The 16,181-nt window shown below is 55.3% G+C and carries 11 protein-coding genes and 1 riboswitch; of the genes, 6 read left to right on the forward strand and 5 right to left on the reverse strand.

Translation table 11 applies throughout. The features are described from left to right. Positions 1 to 65: 65 nt before the first annotated feature. Complete coding sequence (locus AC6I8K_RS19380) at positions 66 to 2,753, forward strand: cation-transporting P-type ATPase (protein ID WP_497827329.1); 2,688 nt, start codon at positions 66 to 68, stop codon at positions 2,751 to 2,753. 125 nt (positions 2,754 to 2,878) lie between these two features. Beyond that, on the forward strand, positions 2,879 to 3,901 hold the full coding sequence (locus AC6I8K_RS19385; protein ID WP_497827660.1) for an AI-2E family transporter: 1,023 nt from the start codon (positions 2,879 to 2,881) through the stop codon (positions 3,899 to 3,901). 44 nt (positions 3,902 to 3,945) lie between these two features. Here the strand turns inward: AC6I8K_RS19385 and AC6I8K_RS19390 are convergent, their stop codons facing one another. Together AC6I8K_RS19390 and AC6I8K_RS19395 are read right to left on the reverse strand one after the other, a co-directional pair. Next, on the reverse strand, positions 3,946 to 6,990 hold the full coding sequence (locus AC6I8K_RS19390) for an efflux RND transporter permease subunit (RefSeq protein WP_497827330.1): 3,045 nt from the start codon (positions 6,988 to 6,990) through the stop codon (positions 3,946 to 3,948). Continuing rightward, complete coding sequence (locus AC6I8K_RS19395; RefSeq protein ID WP_497827331.1) at positions 6,990 to 8,078, reverse strand: efflux RND transporter periplasmic adaptor subunit; 1,089 nt, start codon at positions 8,076 to 8,078, stop codon at positions 6,990 to 6,992. Before AC6I8K_RS19395 ends, AC6I8K_RS19390 begins: the two co-directional genes overlap by 1 nt. Positions 8,079 to 8,585: 507 nt before the next feature. Here AC6I8K_RS19395 and AC6I8K_RS19400 point away from each other — a divergent pair. After that, complete coding sequence (locus tag AC6I8K_RS19400; protein WP_497827332.1) at positions 8,586 to 11,285, forward strand: cation-transporting P-type ATPase; 2,700 nt, start codon at positions 8,586 to 8,588, stop codon at positions 11,283 to 11,285. Positions 11,286 to 11,527: 242 nt separating this feature from the next. On the opposite strand, the gene AC6I8K_RS19405 is transcribed toward AC6I8K_RS19400, so the two are convergent. The 3 genes from AC6I8K_RS19405 to AC6I8K_RS19415 all read right to left on the reverse strand — a co-directional run bounded on the left by AC6I8K_RS19405 (position 11,528) and on the right by AC6I8K_RS19415 (position 12,370). Next, the gene (locus tag AC6I8K_RS19405) at positions 11,528 to 11,758 is read right to left on the reverse strand and encodes a YgdI/YgdR family lipoprotein (RefSeq protein ID WP_064740257.1); all 231 of its coding nucleotides are present in this window, start codon (positions 11,756 to 11,758) and stop codon (positions 11,528 to 11,530) included. A gap of 27 nt (positions 11,759 to 11,785) precedes the next feature. Next, positions 11,786 to 12,019 (reverse strand): YgdI/YgdR family lipoprotein, encoded by a 234-nt coding sequence (locus AC6I8K_RS19410; RefSeq protein ID WP_064740256.1) that lies wholly within the window; start codon positions 12,017 to 12,019, stop codon positions 11,786 to 11,788. An 84-nt stretch (positions 12,020 to 12,103) separates the two neighbouring features. Continuing rightward, positions 12,104 to 12,370 carry a DksA/TraR family C4-type zinc finger protein gene (locus tag AC6I8K_RS19415; protein ID WP_064740255.1) on the reverse strand — a complete coding sequence of 89 codons (267 nt, stop codon included), beginning with the start codon at positions 12,368 to 12,370 and terminating at the stop codon, positions 12,104 to 12,106. A 135-nt stretch (positions 12,371 to 12,505) separates the two neighbouring features. Next, a riboswitch (TPP riboswitch) is annotated at positions 12,506 to 12,633 on the forward strand. 101 nt (positions 12,634 to 12,734) lie between these two features. Here AC6I8K_RS19415 and AC6I8K_RS19420 point away from each other — a divergent pair. The 3 genes from AC6I8K_RS19420 (at position 12,735) to AC6I8K_RS19430 (ending at position 16,103) form a co-directional block, all read left to right on the forward strand. Continuing rightward, complete coding sequence (locus tag AC6I8K_RS19420; RefSeq protein WP_483818070.1) at positions 12,735 to 13,817, forward strand: LuxE/PaaK family acyltransferase; 1,083 nt, start codon at positions 12,735 to 12,737, stop codon at positions 13,815 to 13,817. Continuing rightward, positions 13,814 to 15,262 (forward strand): acyl-CoA reductase, encoded by a 1,449-nt coding sequence (locus tag AC6I8K_RS19425; RefSeq protein ID WP_497827333.1) that lies wholly within the window; start codon positions 13,814 to 13,816, stop codon positions 15,260 to 15,262. The genes AC6I8K_RS19420 and AC6I8K_RS19425 overlap by 4 nt, the downstream gene beginning before the upstream one ends. Positions 15,263 to 15,335: 73 nt before the next feature. Further along, positions 15,336 to 16,103, forward strand: a complete 768-nt coding sequence (locus AC6I8K_RS19430) for an SDR family oxidoreductase (RefSeq protein ID WP_497827334.1) — start codon at positions 15,336 to 15,338, stop codon at positions 16,101 to 16,103. Positions 16,104 to 16,181 lie beyond the last annotated feature (78 nt).

Below are 16,181 nucleotides of genomic sequence, written 5' to 3' on the forward strand. Positions count from 1 at the left end.
TGGCGTCTTGTTAATCACGGGATATCACCGCCTTGATTTCCGAAACAGGATTTGAGGAGAAAGCGATGAATACTGCTAAACCGGAAAGTACCTACTATCAACTTTCTGTCGATGAAACGCTGGCCAGTACGCAAAGTTCAACCGAGGGAATCAGCGGTGCTGAAGCGGCGGCGCGCTTAACGCAATACGGGGAAAATGCCCTGCCACAGAAACCCGGTAAGCCGGCTTGGTTACGTTTTCTCGCTCACTTCAACGATGTCTTAATCTATGTTCTGCTGGCCGCTGCGGTACTGACGGCCGTAATGGGACACTGGGTTGATACGCTGGTGATCCTCGGCGTCGCGGTGGTGAATGCCCTGATTGGCCATATTCAGGAGAGCAACGCGGAAAAATCCCTGCAAAGTATTCGCAACATGCTCTCCAGCGAAACGGTGGTGATCCGCGCGGGTAATCATGAGACGCTGCCCACCACCGCGCTAGTGCCGGGTGATGTGGTGGTAATCCGCGCGGGCGACCGCATACCGGCGGACCTGCGCGTCATCGAAGCACATAATCTGCGCGTTGAGGAAGCGATTCTGACGGGCGAATCGACGGTTGTTGAAAAAGGCACGGACGCACTTACCGGGGAGTTGCCGCTGGGCGACCGCACTAATTTGCTGTTCTCAGGCACGACCGTCAGCTCCGGCGGGGGCAAAGGGCTGGTGGTCGCAACCGGCGGTGCCACGGAGCTTGGGCACATTAATCAGATGATGTCCGATATCGAAAAGCACCGCACGCCGCTGCTGGTGCAGATGGATAAACTCGGCAAAGCCATTTTCCTGATCATCCTGGCGATGATGGCCGCGCTGTTTGTCTTCAGTCTGCTGTTCCGCGATATGCCGGTTTCTGAGCTGATGCTATCGCTGATTAGCCTCGCCGTGGCATCGGTACCTGAAGGTTTACCGGCGATTATCTCAATTATTCTCTCTCTCGGCGTGCAAACCATGGCGAAGCAGCAGGCGATCATCCGCAAACTGCCCACCGTGGAAACGCTGGGTGCGATGACAGTTATCTGCTCGGATAAAACCGGCACGCTGACCATGAATGAAATGACGGTGAAAGCGATTATTACCGCCGATCAGATTTATCGCGTCGATGGCGTCAGCTATGAACCGGTGGGCGCCATCCATAAAGCCGACGACGCTTCGCCGGTAAAGGTGACGCAAGGCTCAATACTGGAGCGCTATCTGCGCACCATCGATCTGTGTAACGACAGTCAGCTGATTAAAGATGAAACCGGCTTGTGGAAAATCACCGGCGGGCCGACGGAAGGTGCGCTCAAGGTGCTGGCCGCCAAAGGACATTTACCTTCCGTCACCACCGAACTGCGCAATAAAATTCCCTTTGATTCGCAATACAAATACATGTCGACGCACTATCTGATCGGCGATGAAGAGTGCGTGCTGCTGACCGGTGCGCCGGACGTGCTGTTCAGACATTGTCAGCAGCAGCAAACGGAAGCCGGGCTGCAGCCAATCGATCTGCCGTGGTGGGAAGCCAGGATAGAAGAGTATGCGCGCGAGGGATTACGCATGGTGGCGGCGGCCTGGAAACCGGCCACGCCAGGTCAAAGCGAACTGACGCATCAGGATCTACATCAGGGCATGATACTGCTCGGCATCGCCGGGATGATGGATCCACCGCGACCAGAAGCCATCACCGCCATTGGTGACTGCCTGCAAGCCGGGATTCGCGTCAAAATGATCACCGGTGACCATCCGCAAACCGCGATGAGTATTGGTCAGATGTTGGGTATCGGCAACGCCAGCACCGCGATCACCGGACGTGAGCTGGAAGTCATGGATGATCATCAACTGAGCGAGGCGGCGCAGGCTTACGACATCTTTGCCCGTACCAGTCCGGAAGATAAGTTCCGCTTGGTACAGGCTTTGCAGAGCAAAAAAGAGGTGGTCGGGATGACCGGCGATGGCGTAAACGATGCGCCCGCGCTCAAGCAGGCGGATGTCGGTATCGCCATGGGCATCAAAGGCACCGAAGTGACCAAAGAAGCCGCCGACATGGTGCTAACCGACGATAACTTCGCCACCATCGCCAGCGCGGTGCGAGAAGGACGCCGGGTTTATGACAATCTGAAAAAGACCATTTTGTTCATCATGCCAACCAACCTTGCGCAGGGCTTGTTGATCATCATTGCATTGCTGGCGGGAAACTTAATTCCGCTCACGCCGGTGTTGATTTTGTGGATGAACATGGCGACGTCCGCCACGCTCTCTTTTGGGCTGGCGTTTGAAGCGGGCGAGCAAAATATCATGCGTCGTCCGCCGCGCGATCCCAAACTGCATGTAATGGATGGTTTCGCCATCTGGCGCGTAATCTTTGTCGGTTCGATGATCGCTATCAGTGCCTTCGTGCTGGAGGCGTGGCTGCAACCGCGCGGCTATTCACCAGAATTTATTCGTACCGTGTTATTACAAACGCTGGTGACGGCGCAGTGGTTCTATATGTTGAACTGCCGTGTTTCCAATGGCTTCTCATTAAGCAAAGGGTTGCTGATGAATAAAGGTATCTGGATTGTCAGCGGGGTGCTGTTAGTCCTGCAATTACTGATTATCTACGCACCGTTTATGCAACTGCTTTTTGGTACCACCGCGCTACCGTTACGCTACTGGATTATTACCCTGATTATTGGCTTCGTGATGTTTTTAATTGTCGAAATCGAGAAACCTTTAACGCGGAGATTCAGAATCAACTAATAACGTGTGACATTCAGGCCGGTGTTATCATGGCCTGAATGTTTTTCCTCACTTGACCTCAAACAAGGCCCCGCGCACAGGTTTTTCTCTATAATACATTTTGTATAGGATGAAGGATCTTTATGATGGGACTGAACGAATTTCCTCTCTGGTCGAGGCTTTTACGCGTACTATTAATTCTCGCCACGCTAACCATAATTCTTACCGGTATCTATCTGGCATCAGCGTTAATTAATCAGGTGATGCTGTCGCTGTTTCTGGCGATTATGCTCGATCCGTTAATCAGTCGGCTTGAAAGAAAACGCGTGCCGCGTTTGCTGTCATCCCTGCTGGTGATCGTATTGCTGTTACTGGTGATCGTCTTCACCATCATCAAGCTGACCGTATTAACACCCGATTTAATTCAGCTGAGCCGCCAGGCACCGCTGCTGCTGGCCGAACGCTTCGAGCCGGTGACGCAGACGTTTAGTCATCTGGGCATTGTTTTGACGCCCAACGACATGCTGGCGTTTGTTGATGCGGGTGCGGTGGTGCGCTTTGTCACCAGTTTTCTCACGCAAATACCCAGCATTCTCTCCTGGTGGCTGATGGTATTTCTGATGCTGTTTTTCATGTTGTATGAAATGAGAAATTTAAAGATCCTGCTACGCAAACAGGCCGAAGGGAAATATCAGCGCTATTACGTGGCGCTTGAAGAGGGTGTGCAAAGCGTCATTGTTTACGCTCAGGTGAAAACGTTAACCAGTATTGTCGGTGGCATTATTGTATGGGCTGGCGCGCATCTTCTCGGCCTGAAGTTTGCCTTTTTCTGGGGTGTGATGATGTTTGTGTTCAACTATATTCCGGTGCTGGGTTCATTTATGGCGGCCATCCCGCCGGTGCTACAAAGTTATATGTTGTTTGATGTCCAAACCGCATTGGTGGTCGCGCTGTTTTTTGTCGCGCTAAATCTCATCCTTAGCTCAGTCATTGAGCCACTATTATTGGGCAAGCGGTTAAATATGGCGTTGACCACCCAGCTGCTGGCGTTTCTCATCTGGCAATCGCTGCTGGGCATCATCGGCGCGATTCTGGCGATTCCGCTGACCTTTATGTTGAAAAAGATATTACTGGCGAGCGCAGGACAACATATTAATGACGTTTCGTAGCGGCGCGCTGGTTCGCGCCGCTACGGCGTGTGCGTTGTTAGCGCTCAAGCCTTTTTAACAGTATGAAAACTTTGATACAGCACCGGCAATACCAGCAACGTCAGCACGGTGGCGAATCCCAGACCGAAAATGATCACCACCGCCATGCTCTGGAAAAAGACATCGCGCAGCAGCGGCAGCAGTCCGAGCACGGTGGTGAAGGCGGTGAGCAGAATCGGGCGCAGACGCGAAGTCGCGGCATCCAGGATCGCGTGCTGCAACGGCTGATGTAGCGCGAGCTGGCGCGTTTCCTCAACCAACACGATACCGTTACGAATCAACATTCCTGACAAACTCAGCAAACCAATCAACGCCATGAAACCAAACGGAATGCCAGTGAGCAGGAAGCCGCAGGTGACGCCAATCAGCGCCAGCGGCACGGTAATCCAGATTGCCAGCGCATCGCGCAGCGAGTTGAACATCAGCACGGTAATCACAAACATCGCGAGGAAACCCAGCGGCAGCGAACCGAGCAGGCCGCTCTGGGCATCGCGTGAACTCTCCAACTCGCCGCCCCATTCCAGATGATATCCCGCGCGTAAGCTCAGCTGATCGATAGCCGGCTGCACGCGCGCCACAATTTCCGCCGCGGTGCGGCCGCTGGCCGGATCGGGATCGGTCTGCACCGTTAACACGCGCATGCGGTCGCGGCGCATAATCAGCGGATCTTCCCACTCCAGTTGGAAATCGCTCACCAGATTGGCCAGCGGCACATAGCGCTGCTGCGCCTGACTCCACACCTGAATATTGCCAAGATGATCGATATTTTGTCGCTCGAACGCCGAAGTTTCTAGCATGATCGGCATCAGCCGCGAGCCTTCTCGCAGCAGGCCGACCGCGTCGCCGCTGAAGTTAATACGTAGCGCGCGATCGATATCACGCTTATCCACGCCAAGTTGCTGACCGCGTAGCGGCGAATACTGCGGACGGATCACTTTACTGCGCGCCTGCCAGTCATGACGTGGCGGAAACGCGCTGCCTTCGGCGAGGAAAATGTCGTCAATCTGGCTGGCAATCTGGCGCAACGTAATGGGATCGGGGCCGGTGACGCGCAACGCAATCGTGCTGTCGCTGGCGCTACCGAAATTAATGCGTTTGATGCGCTCCGTCACCTGCGGGAAGTTATCCCGGATGTGCTGCTCGGTCTGCTGGGCGAGCGTTTCCAGCTGCTTCGCGTCCTGCACACGCACCATTATCTGCCCGTAATTACTGTACTGCCGCGTGGCATCGTAGGTCAGCGTAAAACGCATCGCGCCCTGACCAATGGTGGTCACGGTGCTGGTCACCCCGGTCTGCTGGCTGATCCAGCCTTCAATCTCGCGCGCGGTTTGCGCGGTGTAATGGATGTCAGTGCCATACGGCAGCCACAGATCGGTGAAGAAAATCGGCGTATTAGAGGCGGGGAAGAAGTTCTGCTTCACGTAGCCAAAGCCATAGAACGATGCCGCCAGACACGCCGCCATCAGCACCAAGGTCGTGATGCGGAAGTGCAGCAGCGTGGTGAGCACGCGGCGATACAGGCGGAACAACACGCCCTGATATGGCTGCGCGGCTGTTTTACTGACCACCTGACGGCCATCCATCCACTGCACGAACACCGGCGTTAGCGTTAGCGCGGTGATCCAACTCAGTAGCAGGGAAATCAGCAGGACCTGGAACAGCGATTTGCAGTATTCGCCGGTGGAATCCTGCGATAAACCAATCGGTGCGAAAGCAATGATGGCGATCACCGTGGCGCCAAGCAGCGGCAGCGCGCTGCGTTTTACTATCTGCATCATCGCCTGTTGCAACGGCTTGCCGCGCTGACGATCGACCTTGATGCCTTCCACCACCACGATGGCGTTATCCACCAGCATGCTGAGCGAGATAATCAGTGCGCCCAGCGACACGCGCTGCAGCTCAAGCTTAAACAAATACATGATCAACAGCGTGCCAAGCACATTGAGCGCCAGCGAGGCAGCAATCACCATGCCGCTGCGAACGCCCATAAACAGCAGCAGCGTACCTACCACAATCGCCAATGCCATCAGGAAGTTATTGATGAAGCCATCGACGGACTGCTTCACTTCCTGCGCCTGGTTATAAAACACGTCCAGCGCGATGCCGAGGGGTTTGGCCTGCTGATGCTGCTGAATTTTGGCGCTTAACGCATCACCGACATCAATGACGTTGACGCCAGGCGCAAAGGAGACGCCCATCGCCAATGCGGCATCGCCGTTAGCATGATAGAGATTACCCGGCTGCTCGGTGACGCCATAGCTGACCGTAGCGATATCACGCAGCAGCACTTGCTGGCTGCTGCCAGGCGCGGAGATCGGCAGCGCGCTGATCTCGTCCAGCGATTGAAATTCGCCGGTGGGATGGAAACGGATCGCTTCATTGCCGATGCGAATCTGGCCCGCATCGGAAACGGCATTAACGCTGTTGAGCACGGCGGCCACACGCTGTGGCGTAATGCCCAGCGCCGCCATCTGCTGGCTAGAGAGTGTGATGTTCACTTGCTCCTGTTCGATGCCGGCGATCGCCACTTTCGCCACGCCGGGCACCAGATTCAGCTCACGCCGCAGCTGATCGGCATAAGTTCGCAGCTCGCCGTTGCTGAAGTTCTCTCCCGAAAGGGTAAAGAAGTAGCCGTACACATCGCCAAAGTCGTCATTGACGATGGGCGCGCTGACGCCGGGCGGAAACTGGCGCGTGGCATCGTCCACGCGGCGACGCAGTTCATCCCACACCTGCGGCAAGTCGTCGGCGCGATAATGGCTGTGAATCGTGACGGTGATCTGCGATAAGCCGTTGCTGGAAATCGAACTGACGTTGTCGAGGGACGGCAAACGCTGCAAGGCGTTCTCCAGCGGCAGCGTCACTTCCTCTTCCACCTGCTGGGCCGAAGCGCCGGGATAGTGCGTCACAATCACCGCCGATTTGATGGTAAAAAGCGGATCTTCCAGGCGACCGATATTGAGCAGCGCAAAAATGCCGCCCACGCCGAGCAGCAGGATCACCAGCCAGCTGCGAATCGGGTATTTAAGGAACTGTTCCAGCAGGCGCATCACAGACCTCGCTCGCGTGTCCACAAGCGTACCGCCTGACCATCACGCAGATCGCTGACGCCCGCGACCACAATACGATCGCCCACGTTCAGCCCGGAAAGGATTTCGATGCCCTGTGCATTGAGTTTTCCCACCACCACTGGCTGCTGCTGAACGTTAAGCACATCGCCTTCACCGCTGATTAGCCACACGTAAGGCTGATTTGGCAGGCTGTGATCCGGGTTAAACACCGCGTTGGCGGGTACGCGCAGCAGCGGGGTGCCATCGGACGTGGGCAGGTTGTGCATCTGCACTTTTACCGTGCCGCTCAAGCCGCTGACCTGCGGTAAATCTGTGGGACGCGGCATCGTCAGCACCACTTGCCAGGTTAGCGTGGCGGCATCAGCTTCTGCGCGATGTTCTTTATATGCCGCGCGAAACGTACGGCCCGGCAGCGCATTCAGGCTGATCTCCGGCTGATAGGTCGCGTTCTGCACGTCAAGGCTGGTAAACAGGTTTTCCGGCACGCTAAAAATCACATCCAGCACATCGTTACGGCTGATCACCGCCACCGTTTGTCCGGCGGCGACCACCTGATGATTTTGTGACGCGACGCTGGTGACGATGCCGTCAAAAGGTGCGCGCAAGGTATGGTAATCCAGCTCCTGTTTGGCGATGTTGAGCGCCACGGCGGCGGCGTCGCGGTTCGCCTTTTGCACATCCATATCAGCTTGCGAAACGGCACTGCGCGTGGCCAGCGCACTAAAGCGTTGATACTGGCGATCTGCCAGCCTGAATCTGTTCTGCTGATCGTTGACCCGCAGTTGCGCATCAGTATCGATCAGCCGGCCAATCACCTCGCCAGCCTTAACATGGCTGCCTTCACGCACCTGCAGCTGCGCTAGCCGACCGGTACGCTTAAAGGCTAACTCGGTGTAATCGCCGGCTGAAATACGCGCCGGAAATAGCCTGACTTTCTCTGTGGTATTTTCACTCAGTGTTAACGCTTTAATTACGCGAGGTGTGGTGATTTCACCACCGCTTTTATTGTCACAGCCAATCAAAACCAAACAAATTAGAAGTGCGCCCAGCACTGGCCAATTATTCATGCCCCTGCCTCAATAAGAAAGAAAGGGCGGGAATATGCCATTAGATGAAGCAGTGAATAATGACCCTCCGCAATATAAGGGTCATTAACAGGGGTGGATTAAAGGTGTTTAACTTTCGTTTAATTTCGCTGTGTATAGCGAAACTAATTATCCCGCCATGCGTGAAACGATATTGTAGGTCAGAAAACCAATCGCGGTAGTTGATGATACCGCAATGAAAATAAAGAAGATAATCATCGGAAATGTCAGTTTATGTATTTTATTCAAAATAATTCCCCATCAGGTTAATAGAGTCTGGCACAAACGGTGAAGATATATTCGTTACGTGAGCTTTCTAATCGGGTGAAAATAATAACACTGAGTAATTAGTGCTTTCTTTATTAGCATCACACTTTCAAATCGGTAAAAACATGACCACGGTCAGTATGCTTCGGGAAAATATAATTAAAATGTGTTTTTTATTTTCGCACGCTTTTATATTTTCATTTCAATCTCACGGGGTTAATTATGACCGTTATTCCTATTCAGCCAAAACGTTCGGAGGCAACCGCGCGGCCCTATTATCAGCAGGATAACGCCGCCGTATTTAAAGCAATAAACAGCTCACCCGCGGGATTGAGCACAACCGACGCTCAGCAACGATTAACCGCCAACGGGCCAAACGTGCTGCCGCAGAAAGCGGAAAAATCACTGTTGATGCGTTTTCTGGCGCATTTCAAAGATGTGCTGATCTATATCCTGCTGGCGGCCGCGGTGATCACTGCGGTGATGGGCCATTGGGTCGATACCTTTGTCATTCTCGGCGTGGCCGTTATCAACGCGCTAATCGGCTTCATTCAGGAAAGTAACGCAGAAAAGTCGCTGAAAAGTATTCAGAACATGATGTCGAGCGATGCCATGGTGCTACGCGATGGCCAGCAGATTACCGTCGCCACTCAGGATCTGGTGGTGGGCGATGTGGTCATGCTGCGCCCAGGCGATAAGATCCCGGCGGATTTGCGTCTGTTTGAAGTGCATAACCTGCGCGTCGAAGAGGCGATTTTGACCGGTGAATCGACGGTGGTATCTAAGAATACCGTGGCACTGGAGGGCGAGAAAGCGCTCGGCGATCGCCTGAACCTGGCCTATTCCGGCACGACCGTCAGCTCGGGTACCGCGCTGGGCGTGGTGATCGCCACCGGCGGCGACACGGAGTTGGGCCACATCAATGCGATGATCTCCGCGATTGAAGAGGCGAAAACCCCGTTGCTGGTGCAGATCGACAAACTCGGTAAAGCCATTTTCGGCATCATTATGTTGATGATGGCGGCGCTGTTCGTGTTTGGTTATCTGCTGCGTGACATCGCGGTGACGGAGCTGCTGTTGTCGGTGATCAGCCTCGCGGTGGCAGCCGTGCCGGAAGGCTTACCGGCGATTATCTCGATCATTCTGTCGCTCGGCGTGCAGTCGATGGCGCGCAATCACGCCATCATTCGTAAGCTGCCGACTGTCGAAACGCTCGGCGCCATGACGGTGATCTGCTCGGATAAAACCGGCACGCTAACCATGAACGAAATGACGGTAAAAGCAGTGGTGCTGGCGAATAGCCAGTGGCGCATCAGCGGCAACAGCTATGAACCTAAAGGTGAGTTTACCCTTGAAGCCGGCCAGCAGTCCGATGCGCTGATGCAGGGTTTTTTGCAGGTGGTAGATATCTGTAACGAGAGCCAGCTGCGTCAGGATGCCAACGGCAACTGGGGCATTGTCGGTGGCCCAACCGAAGGTGCGCTAAAAGTGCTGGCCGCCAAGGCGGGCATTCAGAGTGACAACGTGCAGATCCTGAGCAAGCTGCCGTTTGATTCGGCCTACAAATACATGGCGGTAAGCTGCCTGATTGATGGCAAGCCTTGCTTGCTGATGACCGGCGCGCCTGATGTGTTGCTTGCGCTGTGTCAGCAGCAGCAGGGAGCGACAGAGGCGGAAGTCATTGATCGCCGCTATTGGGAAGCGGCGATCACCACTTACGCCAGCGAAGGCTTGCGCACCGTCGCCGCCGCGTGGCGCTGGCTGCCGGAAGCGCAGCACTCTATTGATCACGATGATTTACGTCACGGCATGCAGATGCTGGGACTGGCCTGCATGATGGATCCGCCGCGTCCGGAAGCCATCAGCGCCATTCGCGACTGCCAGCAGGCCGGAATTCGCGTGAAGATGATCACCGGCGATCACCCGGAAACCGCGATGGCGATTGGTCAGATGTTGGGCATTGGTAACAGCGACTCCGCCATCACCGGTTATCAGCTGGAGCACATGGATGATGCCGAATTGGGTGTGGCCGCGCGCGAGTACGACATCTTTGCTCGTACCAGTCCCGAGCATAAGTTGCGTCTGGTGAAAGCGCTGGAGAGCAGCGGTGAGATCGTTGGCATGACCGGTGATGGCGTCAATGATGCGCCCGCACTGAAGCAGGCCAATGTCGGTATCGCGATGGGCATTAAAGGCACTGAAGTGACCAAAGAGGCGGCAGATATGATCCTCGCCGATGACAACTTCGCCACTATCGCTGCGGCGGTGAAAGAGGGCCGACGCGTCTACGATAATCTGAAGAAAACCATTCTGTTTATCATGCCCACCAACCTCGCGCAGGGATTGCTGATCATCATTGCGATTCTGATGGGCAACTTGCTGCCGCTGACGCCGGTGCAGATTTTGTGGATGAACATGGCGACCTCAGCAACGCTGTCGTTTGGTCTGGCATTCGAACCGGCAGAACGCAACATCATGCGCCGACCGCCGCGTAACGCGCGCAGCCCGGTGATGGATGGTTACGCCATCTGGCGCGTGATCTTCGTGGGTCTGCTGATTTCAATTAGCGCCTTTGTGCTGGAAGCCTGGCTGCAGCCGCGCGGCTACACGCCGGAGTTTATCCGCACCGTGTTGCTGCAGATGCTGGTGACCGCGCAGTGGGTTTACATGCTGAACTGCCGCAACAGTAACGGGTTCTCGCTGGATGCAGGTTTGCTGAAAAACCGGGGTATCTGGCTGGTCACCGTGGTGCTTATCGCGCTACAGGCGATGATTATTTATGTTCCGCTGATGAACACGCTGTTTGGCACCACGCCGCTGCCGTTTAAATACTGGCTGATTTCGTTGGCGGTAAGCGCCGGAATCTTTGTGCTGGTGGAGATAGAAAAGCGTTTGACGCGAGGATGGCGTGTAGCAGGTTAAGTGCTGGCTGAGAGATATTCCTTGTACGTTAGAAATTCCGCTGCGCATGCATCGGCTGGCTAACAGCATGCCGGTACGCAGTGGCGCGCCAGTGGAACTTGAACGCATTGTTGAGGTGCTGAGGGAGAGTAAAAGGTATATCGATGGACTGCAGCGCAACGATGGCTAAATCAGGCATATCAGGGCGTTAAATCCGCACCGCTGGAAGGACAATCTCTTTCAGCGGTGCGGATTCAGTCAGATTATTTCTTAGGAATTTCTGAAATCTCTTTCACGTCACTCTTATTCATTTGCTGCTTCACGCCATTGGCATCCACATAACCCAGCAGGCCGGTTTCCGCATCCTGTGGTTTGCCATCAGTTACGATGGTGCGACCATCATTGGTGTGGATAGCGTAAGAAGTACGCGTACATCCGGTCAGTGCGGACAGGGCAATCACTGCAGTAATAGAAAGCAAAATTGATTTTTTCATTAGTCTCTCCAGACAGTTATAAGGATATTAATTATCCAGTTCGCTCATGTTGGTAATCTTGTCGCGATTGATCTGCTCAGTTTTACCGGTTTGCGCATCCTTATAGGAAACAAGGCCCGTGTCGCTGTCGATTTGCGGCTTGCCAGACGTCACGATAGTGCGTCCGTCGGTAGTCTTAATGGCCTGATTAGAAGAACACGCTGACAATGTCATTGCCATAAAGGTGCCAAGAAATGCGGTTGCTAATACTGTTTTTTTCATCGTGATGAGTTCCTTTCAGTGGAATAAGTTTTAACTACCTAAATAGCTTAGAACATTTTTCCGAAACAGCCAGAAAGCGGGGTATTAACGCAACTGGCTATCCTTACTTCCGCGACGATTGTAACCGCTGTTCGCCGCCTGTTTTTTATCCATCTTGCTTTGACAGTTCACGCAATAACGCACGCCCGCTAACGCCGCGCGACGCGCTTCCGGGATCGGTTCACCGCACTCATCGCAAAACTCAGCGCTTTCGCCGTGACCGAGATTTTCGCGGGCGCGGGCTACCGCATCATCAACCGTGGCATCAATTTGTTTGTGAACCGCACCGTCTTCCGACCAACCGCCAGCCATACTTCACCTCCATAAAAACGTATAGGAAAAGTATAAGACACGGCGCGATTAATGCCGGGCAGGTGGGAATGACTGCGTTAATCGCCACCACTTTTAACAGGGTTGACACATCATCGGGCGCCACCCTAGACTGCGGCTTGTTCCAAGGGGTGCTCTGTTAAGGGGCTGAGATTCTACCGGCTGGCGTGTCTGCGCTGGCAACGTAGTGACCCTCCGAACCTGATCCGGCTAATACCGGCGTAGGGATGCGGAACCGCAGGGCGACAGTACGCCCTGATTCCCTCTTTGTGCTTTGTAGCGGACAGTTCGCGCTCTTCAGGCGATGCCTGGGAGTCTCTGCGCAATCGCAAAGGTGGCTATGCACATGAACGAAACCCAAATCATCCAGGCTCTGCTGGCATTCCTGCAGCGCGAAGATGCCTCAGACGACGATTTCAACCAGCTGGCCCTTGAAATCTTCGCCTACCAGTTCACCCATAACCCACCTTATCGCCGCTTCGCCATCCAGCGTGGCCGCACGCCCCTGACGGTGAAAAGCTGGCGCAATATTCCCGCCATTCCGATTACCGCCTTTAAAGATTTGACCCTCAGCTGCCGACCCGTCGACGAAATGGCAGCCATTTTTATGACCAGCGGCACTACCGGCACGGTAAAAGGGCGCAGCTACCACCCAACGCTGGAAGTGTGGAAACATTCAATGCTGCTCAACTTCCGCCGCCGCTTTATGGCAGGCAGAGCACGTATCCGCATGGGCATTTTGTTCCCGGACCCGGTGGTGATGCCGAACTCCTCGCTGGCTACCTATCTCGATGTGGCGCTACAGGAATGTGGTACGCCAGACAGTGCAGTGATGGTGGGCGAGCAGGGTCTCGAAACCGAACTTCTGTTCAACGCGCTGGAGCAGACCGAAGCTCGCGGCGAGCCGTATGCGCTGCTGGGTGCAAGCTACAGCTTCGTGCATCTGCTCGATGAAATGCAGCGCCAGCAGCGGCGCTTCTCGCTGCCTGCAGGCAGTCGCATTCTGGATACCGGCGGGTTTAAGGGCCAGTCACGCGAAATGGGCGCGGAAGAATTCTACGCATCGCTCGCCGCCGCATTCGGCATTCCGCGCCAACACTGCATCAACATGTACGGTATGACCGAAATCAGCACGCAATTCTACGACTCGGGGAATGAACACTGCCCGCCGGTGAAATCAGGACCGCACTGGATCCGCACGCGTGTGGTCAATCCGCTTACCGGTGATGATGTGCCGGAGGGCGAGATTGGCGTGCTGGTGCATCACGATCTGGCGCATTTCAACTCGGTTTCCGCCCTGTTAACGGAAGATGCCGGTGCGATCGTGCCTGGCGGATTTCATCTGCTGGGACGCGCGACCGGTGCTGATGCCAAAGGCTGTTCATTGACCATGGATGCGTTTCTCGCCGGCGCGCGGGCTCCGCTGTGAAAGAAATTGCCGGTCATCTGCCGGGCCTTTCCATTGATGACGTGCAGTGGCACACGCTGAATTTCAGCCATCACGGCGAAAATCTTGAGGTTTGCGTTCCGCAACTCAATGATGAGCAGATAAACGCTCTTTCTGCGCGCATCCGCGCCAACGCCCGCGCCTACCTCTGCCAGCTAAGCGTCGCGCAGATCATTGCCGTCGTTGATCAAGCGGTAGTGCGACTACTTGATCGCCAGCATCCGTTACGTATCAAGGCTGAAAAGCTGCTGCCGATTATCACCGGTTACGATGCCGAAATGGTGCGCCTTGGCCTCACCGGCTACCTGAAAACTTTCCGCCAGCCGCAGCTGAAACGCTTTCTGGCGGAAGATTTCGCCGATCCTCAAATGCTCGACGATTTCCAACCGCGCCCTAAAGGCGGTTTCGCGCGGGCATTTGGCCCGCAGCTATTGATGCACATCTGGGCGGGTAATGTGCCCGGTTTGCCGCTGTGGAGTTTGATCTGCGGTCTGCTGGTCAAAGCGGGCACCATTGGCAAACTGCCGGGCAATGAGCCACTGATGGCGAGCTGGTTCGCGCAATTGCTGGCGGAAATCGACCCAAAACTGGGCGAGTGCATCGCAGTAGTGTGGTGGAAAGGTGGCGATGCGCAAACCGAGCCAACGTGGCTGCGCCAGCCCGATGCGGTGGTGGCTTATGGCGGAAACTCAACGCTGGCGGCGATCCAACAGCGTTTGCCTGTCACCACCCGCTTTCTGCCACACGGCCACAAAATCAGCTTTGGGCTAGTGGCGAATTCAGCGCTGAATTCACGGCAGGGCGCTGAACTGGCGCGTCGCGTGGCTCACGACGTGATGTGTTACGACCAGGCGGGTTGCTACTCGCCGCAGATGCTGTTTGTTGAACGCGGCGGTAAGGTGTCGCCAAATGAGTTCGCCAGCTATATCGCCCATGAACTTGCCGCACTGGCGCATAAACATCCCCGCCGTCCGCTGGCTAGCGAAGAGACGAACAGTATTGCCGCGTGGCGTAATGGCGAGGAGATTCGCGCACTGCGTGGCGATCGCACGCTGTATGGCGATGCGACAGAGAGTTGGGCGGTGGTGAGCGTTGATCACGCGGAAGCGTTATTGCCTGGCGCCCTTGGGCGCACGTTAAAAGTGGTGTCAGTTGATGCGCTGAATGAGGTGATCGATTTGCTGGCGCCGCAGCGGCATTTTCTGCAAACCGCCGGCGTAGCGGCCGCGCCGCAGGCGTTGTTCCGCATCTCCGCTCTGCTCGGGCAAGTGGGCGTCACCCGCATCGCCGGGTTTGGCAATATGACCTCGCCGGAAGCGGGCTGGCATCACGACGGGCGTTTTAGTTTGCTCGATCTGGTGACCATCACGGAAATTGAGCAGGGCGCAGAAACGGCCGCCGAACATTACGCCCCCTATGCGGACTAACGTGGCCCCGCACCGTAGCGGCGCAATTTATTGCGCGTGACGATATAAGATCTTATTTCTACTGGAGCAAAACATGAAATTCTCCAACCAGACAGTTTTAGTGACAGGCGCCAGCCGAGGTATTGGTGCGGCAATGGCTAAAGCGTTCGCCGCAGAAGGCGCGTTTGTGATGGTGAACTATCTGCGTAATGCTACGGCGGCTGAAAGCGTGGTTGAGGCGTGTCGCGCACTGGGCGGGGACGCGCTGGCGATTGCCGCAGATGTCACGTCTGAGCCGCAGGTCTACGCAATGATGGAGCAAATCGTCAACACGACCGGCCGACTCGATGCGGTGATCAACAATGCCTTTGCGCCTTACGTTTTCGACACCGAGAATCGTCCGCGTTTCTGGGAAACCGCGTGGTCAGGATATCAGTCGCAGTTCGATGGCTCGGTTAAAGCCGCTTATAACGTCTGCCAGGCGGCGCTGCCTTTAATGCGTACGCGAGTGCGTGGCAGCATCGTTAATCTGACCAGCGATCTGGTGGCGCGTCCCTCAGTGCCGTATCACGATTACATCACGGCTAAAGCCGCGTTGACCGGCTTTAGCCGTACGCTGGCGACGGAGCTGGGGCCGCTGGGCATTCGTGTTAACTGCGTCGCGCCCGGCCTGGTTTATCCCACTGATGCCAGCCAGGCAACGCGTGAAGCGGTGCGCGATCTCCTCACCACGCAAACGCCGCTGCGCCGCATTGCGTGCCCGGAAGATGTCACTGGCCCGGTACTGTTTCTGGCCTCCGACTGGAGCGAATTTGTCACCGGGCAAACGTTATACGTCGATGGCGGATTAGTGATGAATTAACCCGTGGGGTCGCCATTCAGGGTAAAACTGAGTTGCCTTTTTGCGCATTGTTCACCGGGAACATGCCTGCGGTGACAA

This window comes from Pantoea sp. X-Soil-ISGK-421, from assembly GCF_059730785.1.

Bases quoted from the DNA above. Each gene is read 5' to 3' on its own strand.
- AC6I8K_RS19380 (WP_497827329.1), top strand. From the start codon at position 66: ATGAATACTGCTAAACCGGAAAGTACCTACTATCAACTTTCTGTCGAT.
- AC6I8K_RS19385 (WP_497827660.1), top strand. From the start codon at position 2,879: ATGGGACTGAACGAATTTCCTCTCTGGTCGAGGCTTTTACGCGTACTA.
- AC6I8K_RS19390 (WP_497827330.1), bottom strand. From the start codon at position 6,990: ATGCGCCTGCTGGAACAGTTCCTTAAATACCCGATTCGCAGCTGGCTG.
- AC6I8K_RS19395 (WP_497827331.1), bottom strand. From the start codon at position 8,078: ATGAATAATTGGCCAGTGCTGGGCGCACTTCTAATTTGTTTGGTTTTG.
- AC6I8K_RS19400 (WP_497827332.1), top strand. From the start codon at position 8,586: ATGACCGTTATTCCTATTCAGCCAAAACGTTCGGAGGCAACCGCGCGG.
- AC6I8K_RS19405 (WP_064740257.1), bottom strand. From the start codon at position 11,758: ATGAAAAAATCAATTTTGCTTTCTATTACTGCAGTGATTGCCCTGTCC.
- AC6I8K_RS19410 (WP_064740256.1), bottom strand. From the start codon at position 12,019: ATGAAAAAAACAGTATTAGCAACCGCATTTCTTGGCACCTTTATGGCA.
- AC6I8K_RS19415 (WP_064740255.1), bottom strand. From the start codon at position 12,370: ATGGCTGGCGGTTGGTCGGAAGACGGTGCGGTTCACAAACAAATTGAT.
- AC6I8K_RS19420 (WP_483818070.1), top strand. From the start codon at position 12,735: ATGAACGAAACCCAAATCATCCAGGCTCTGCTGGCATTCCTGCAGCGC.
- AC6I8K_RS19430 (WP_497827334.1), top strand. From the start codon at position 15,336: ATGAAATTCTCCAACCAGACAGTTTTAGTGACAGGCGCCAGCCGAGGT.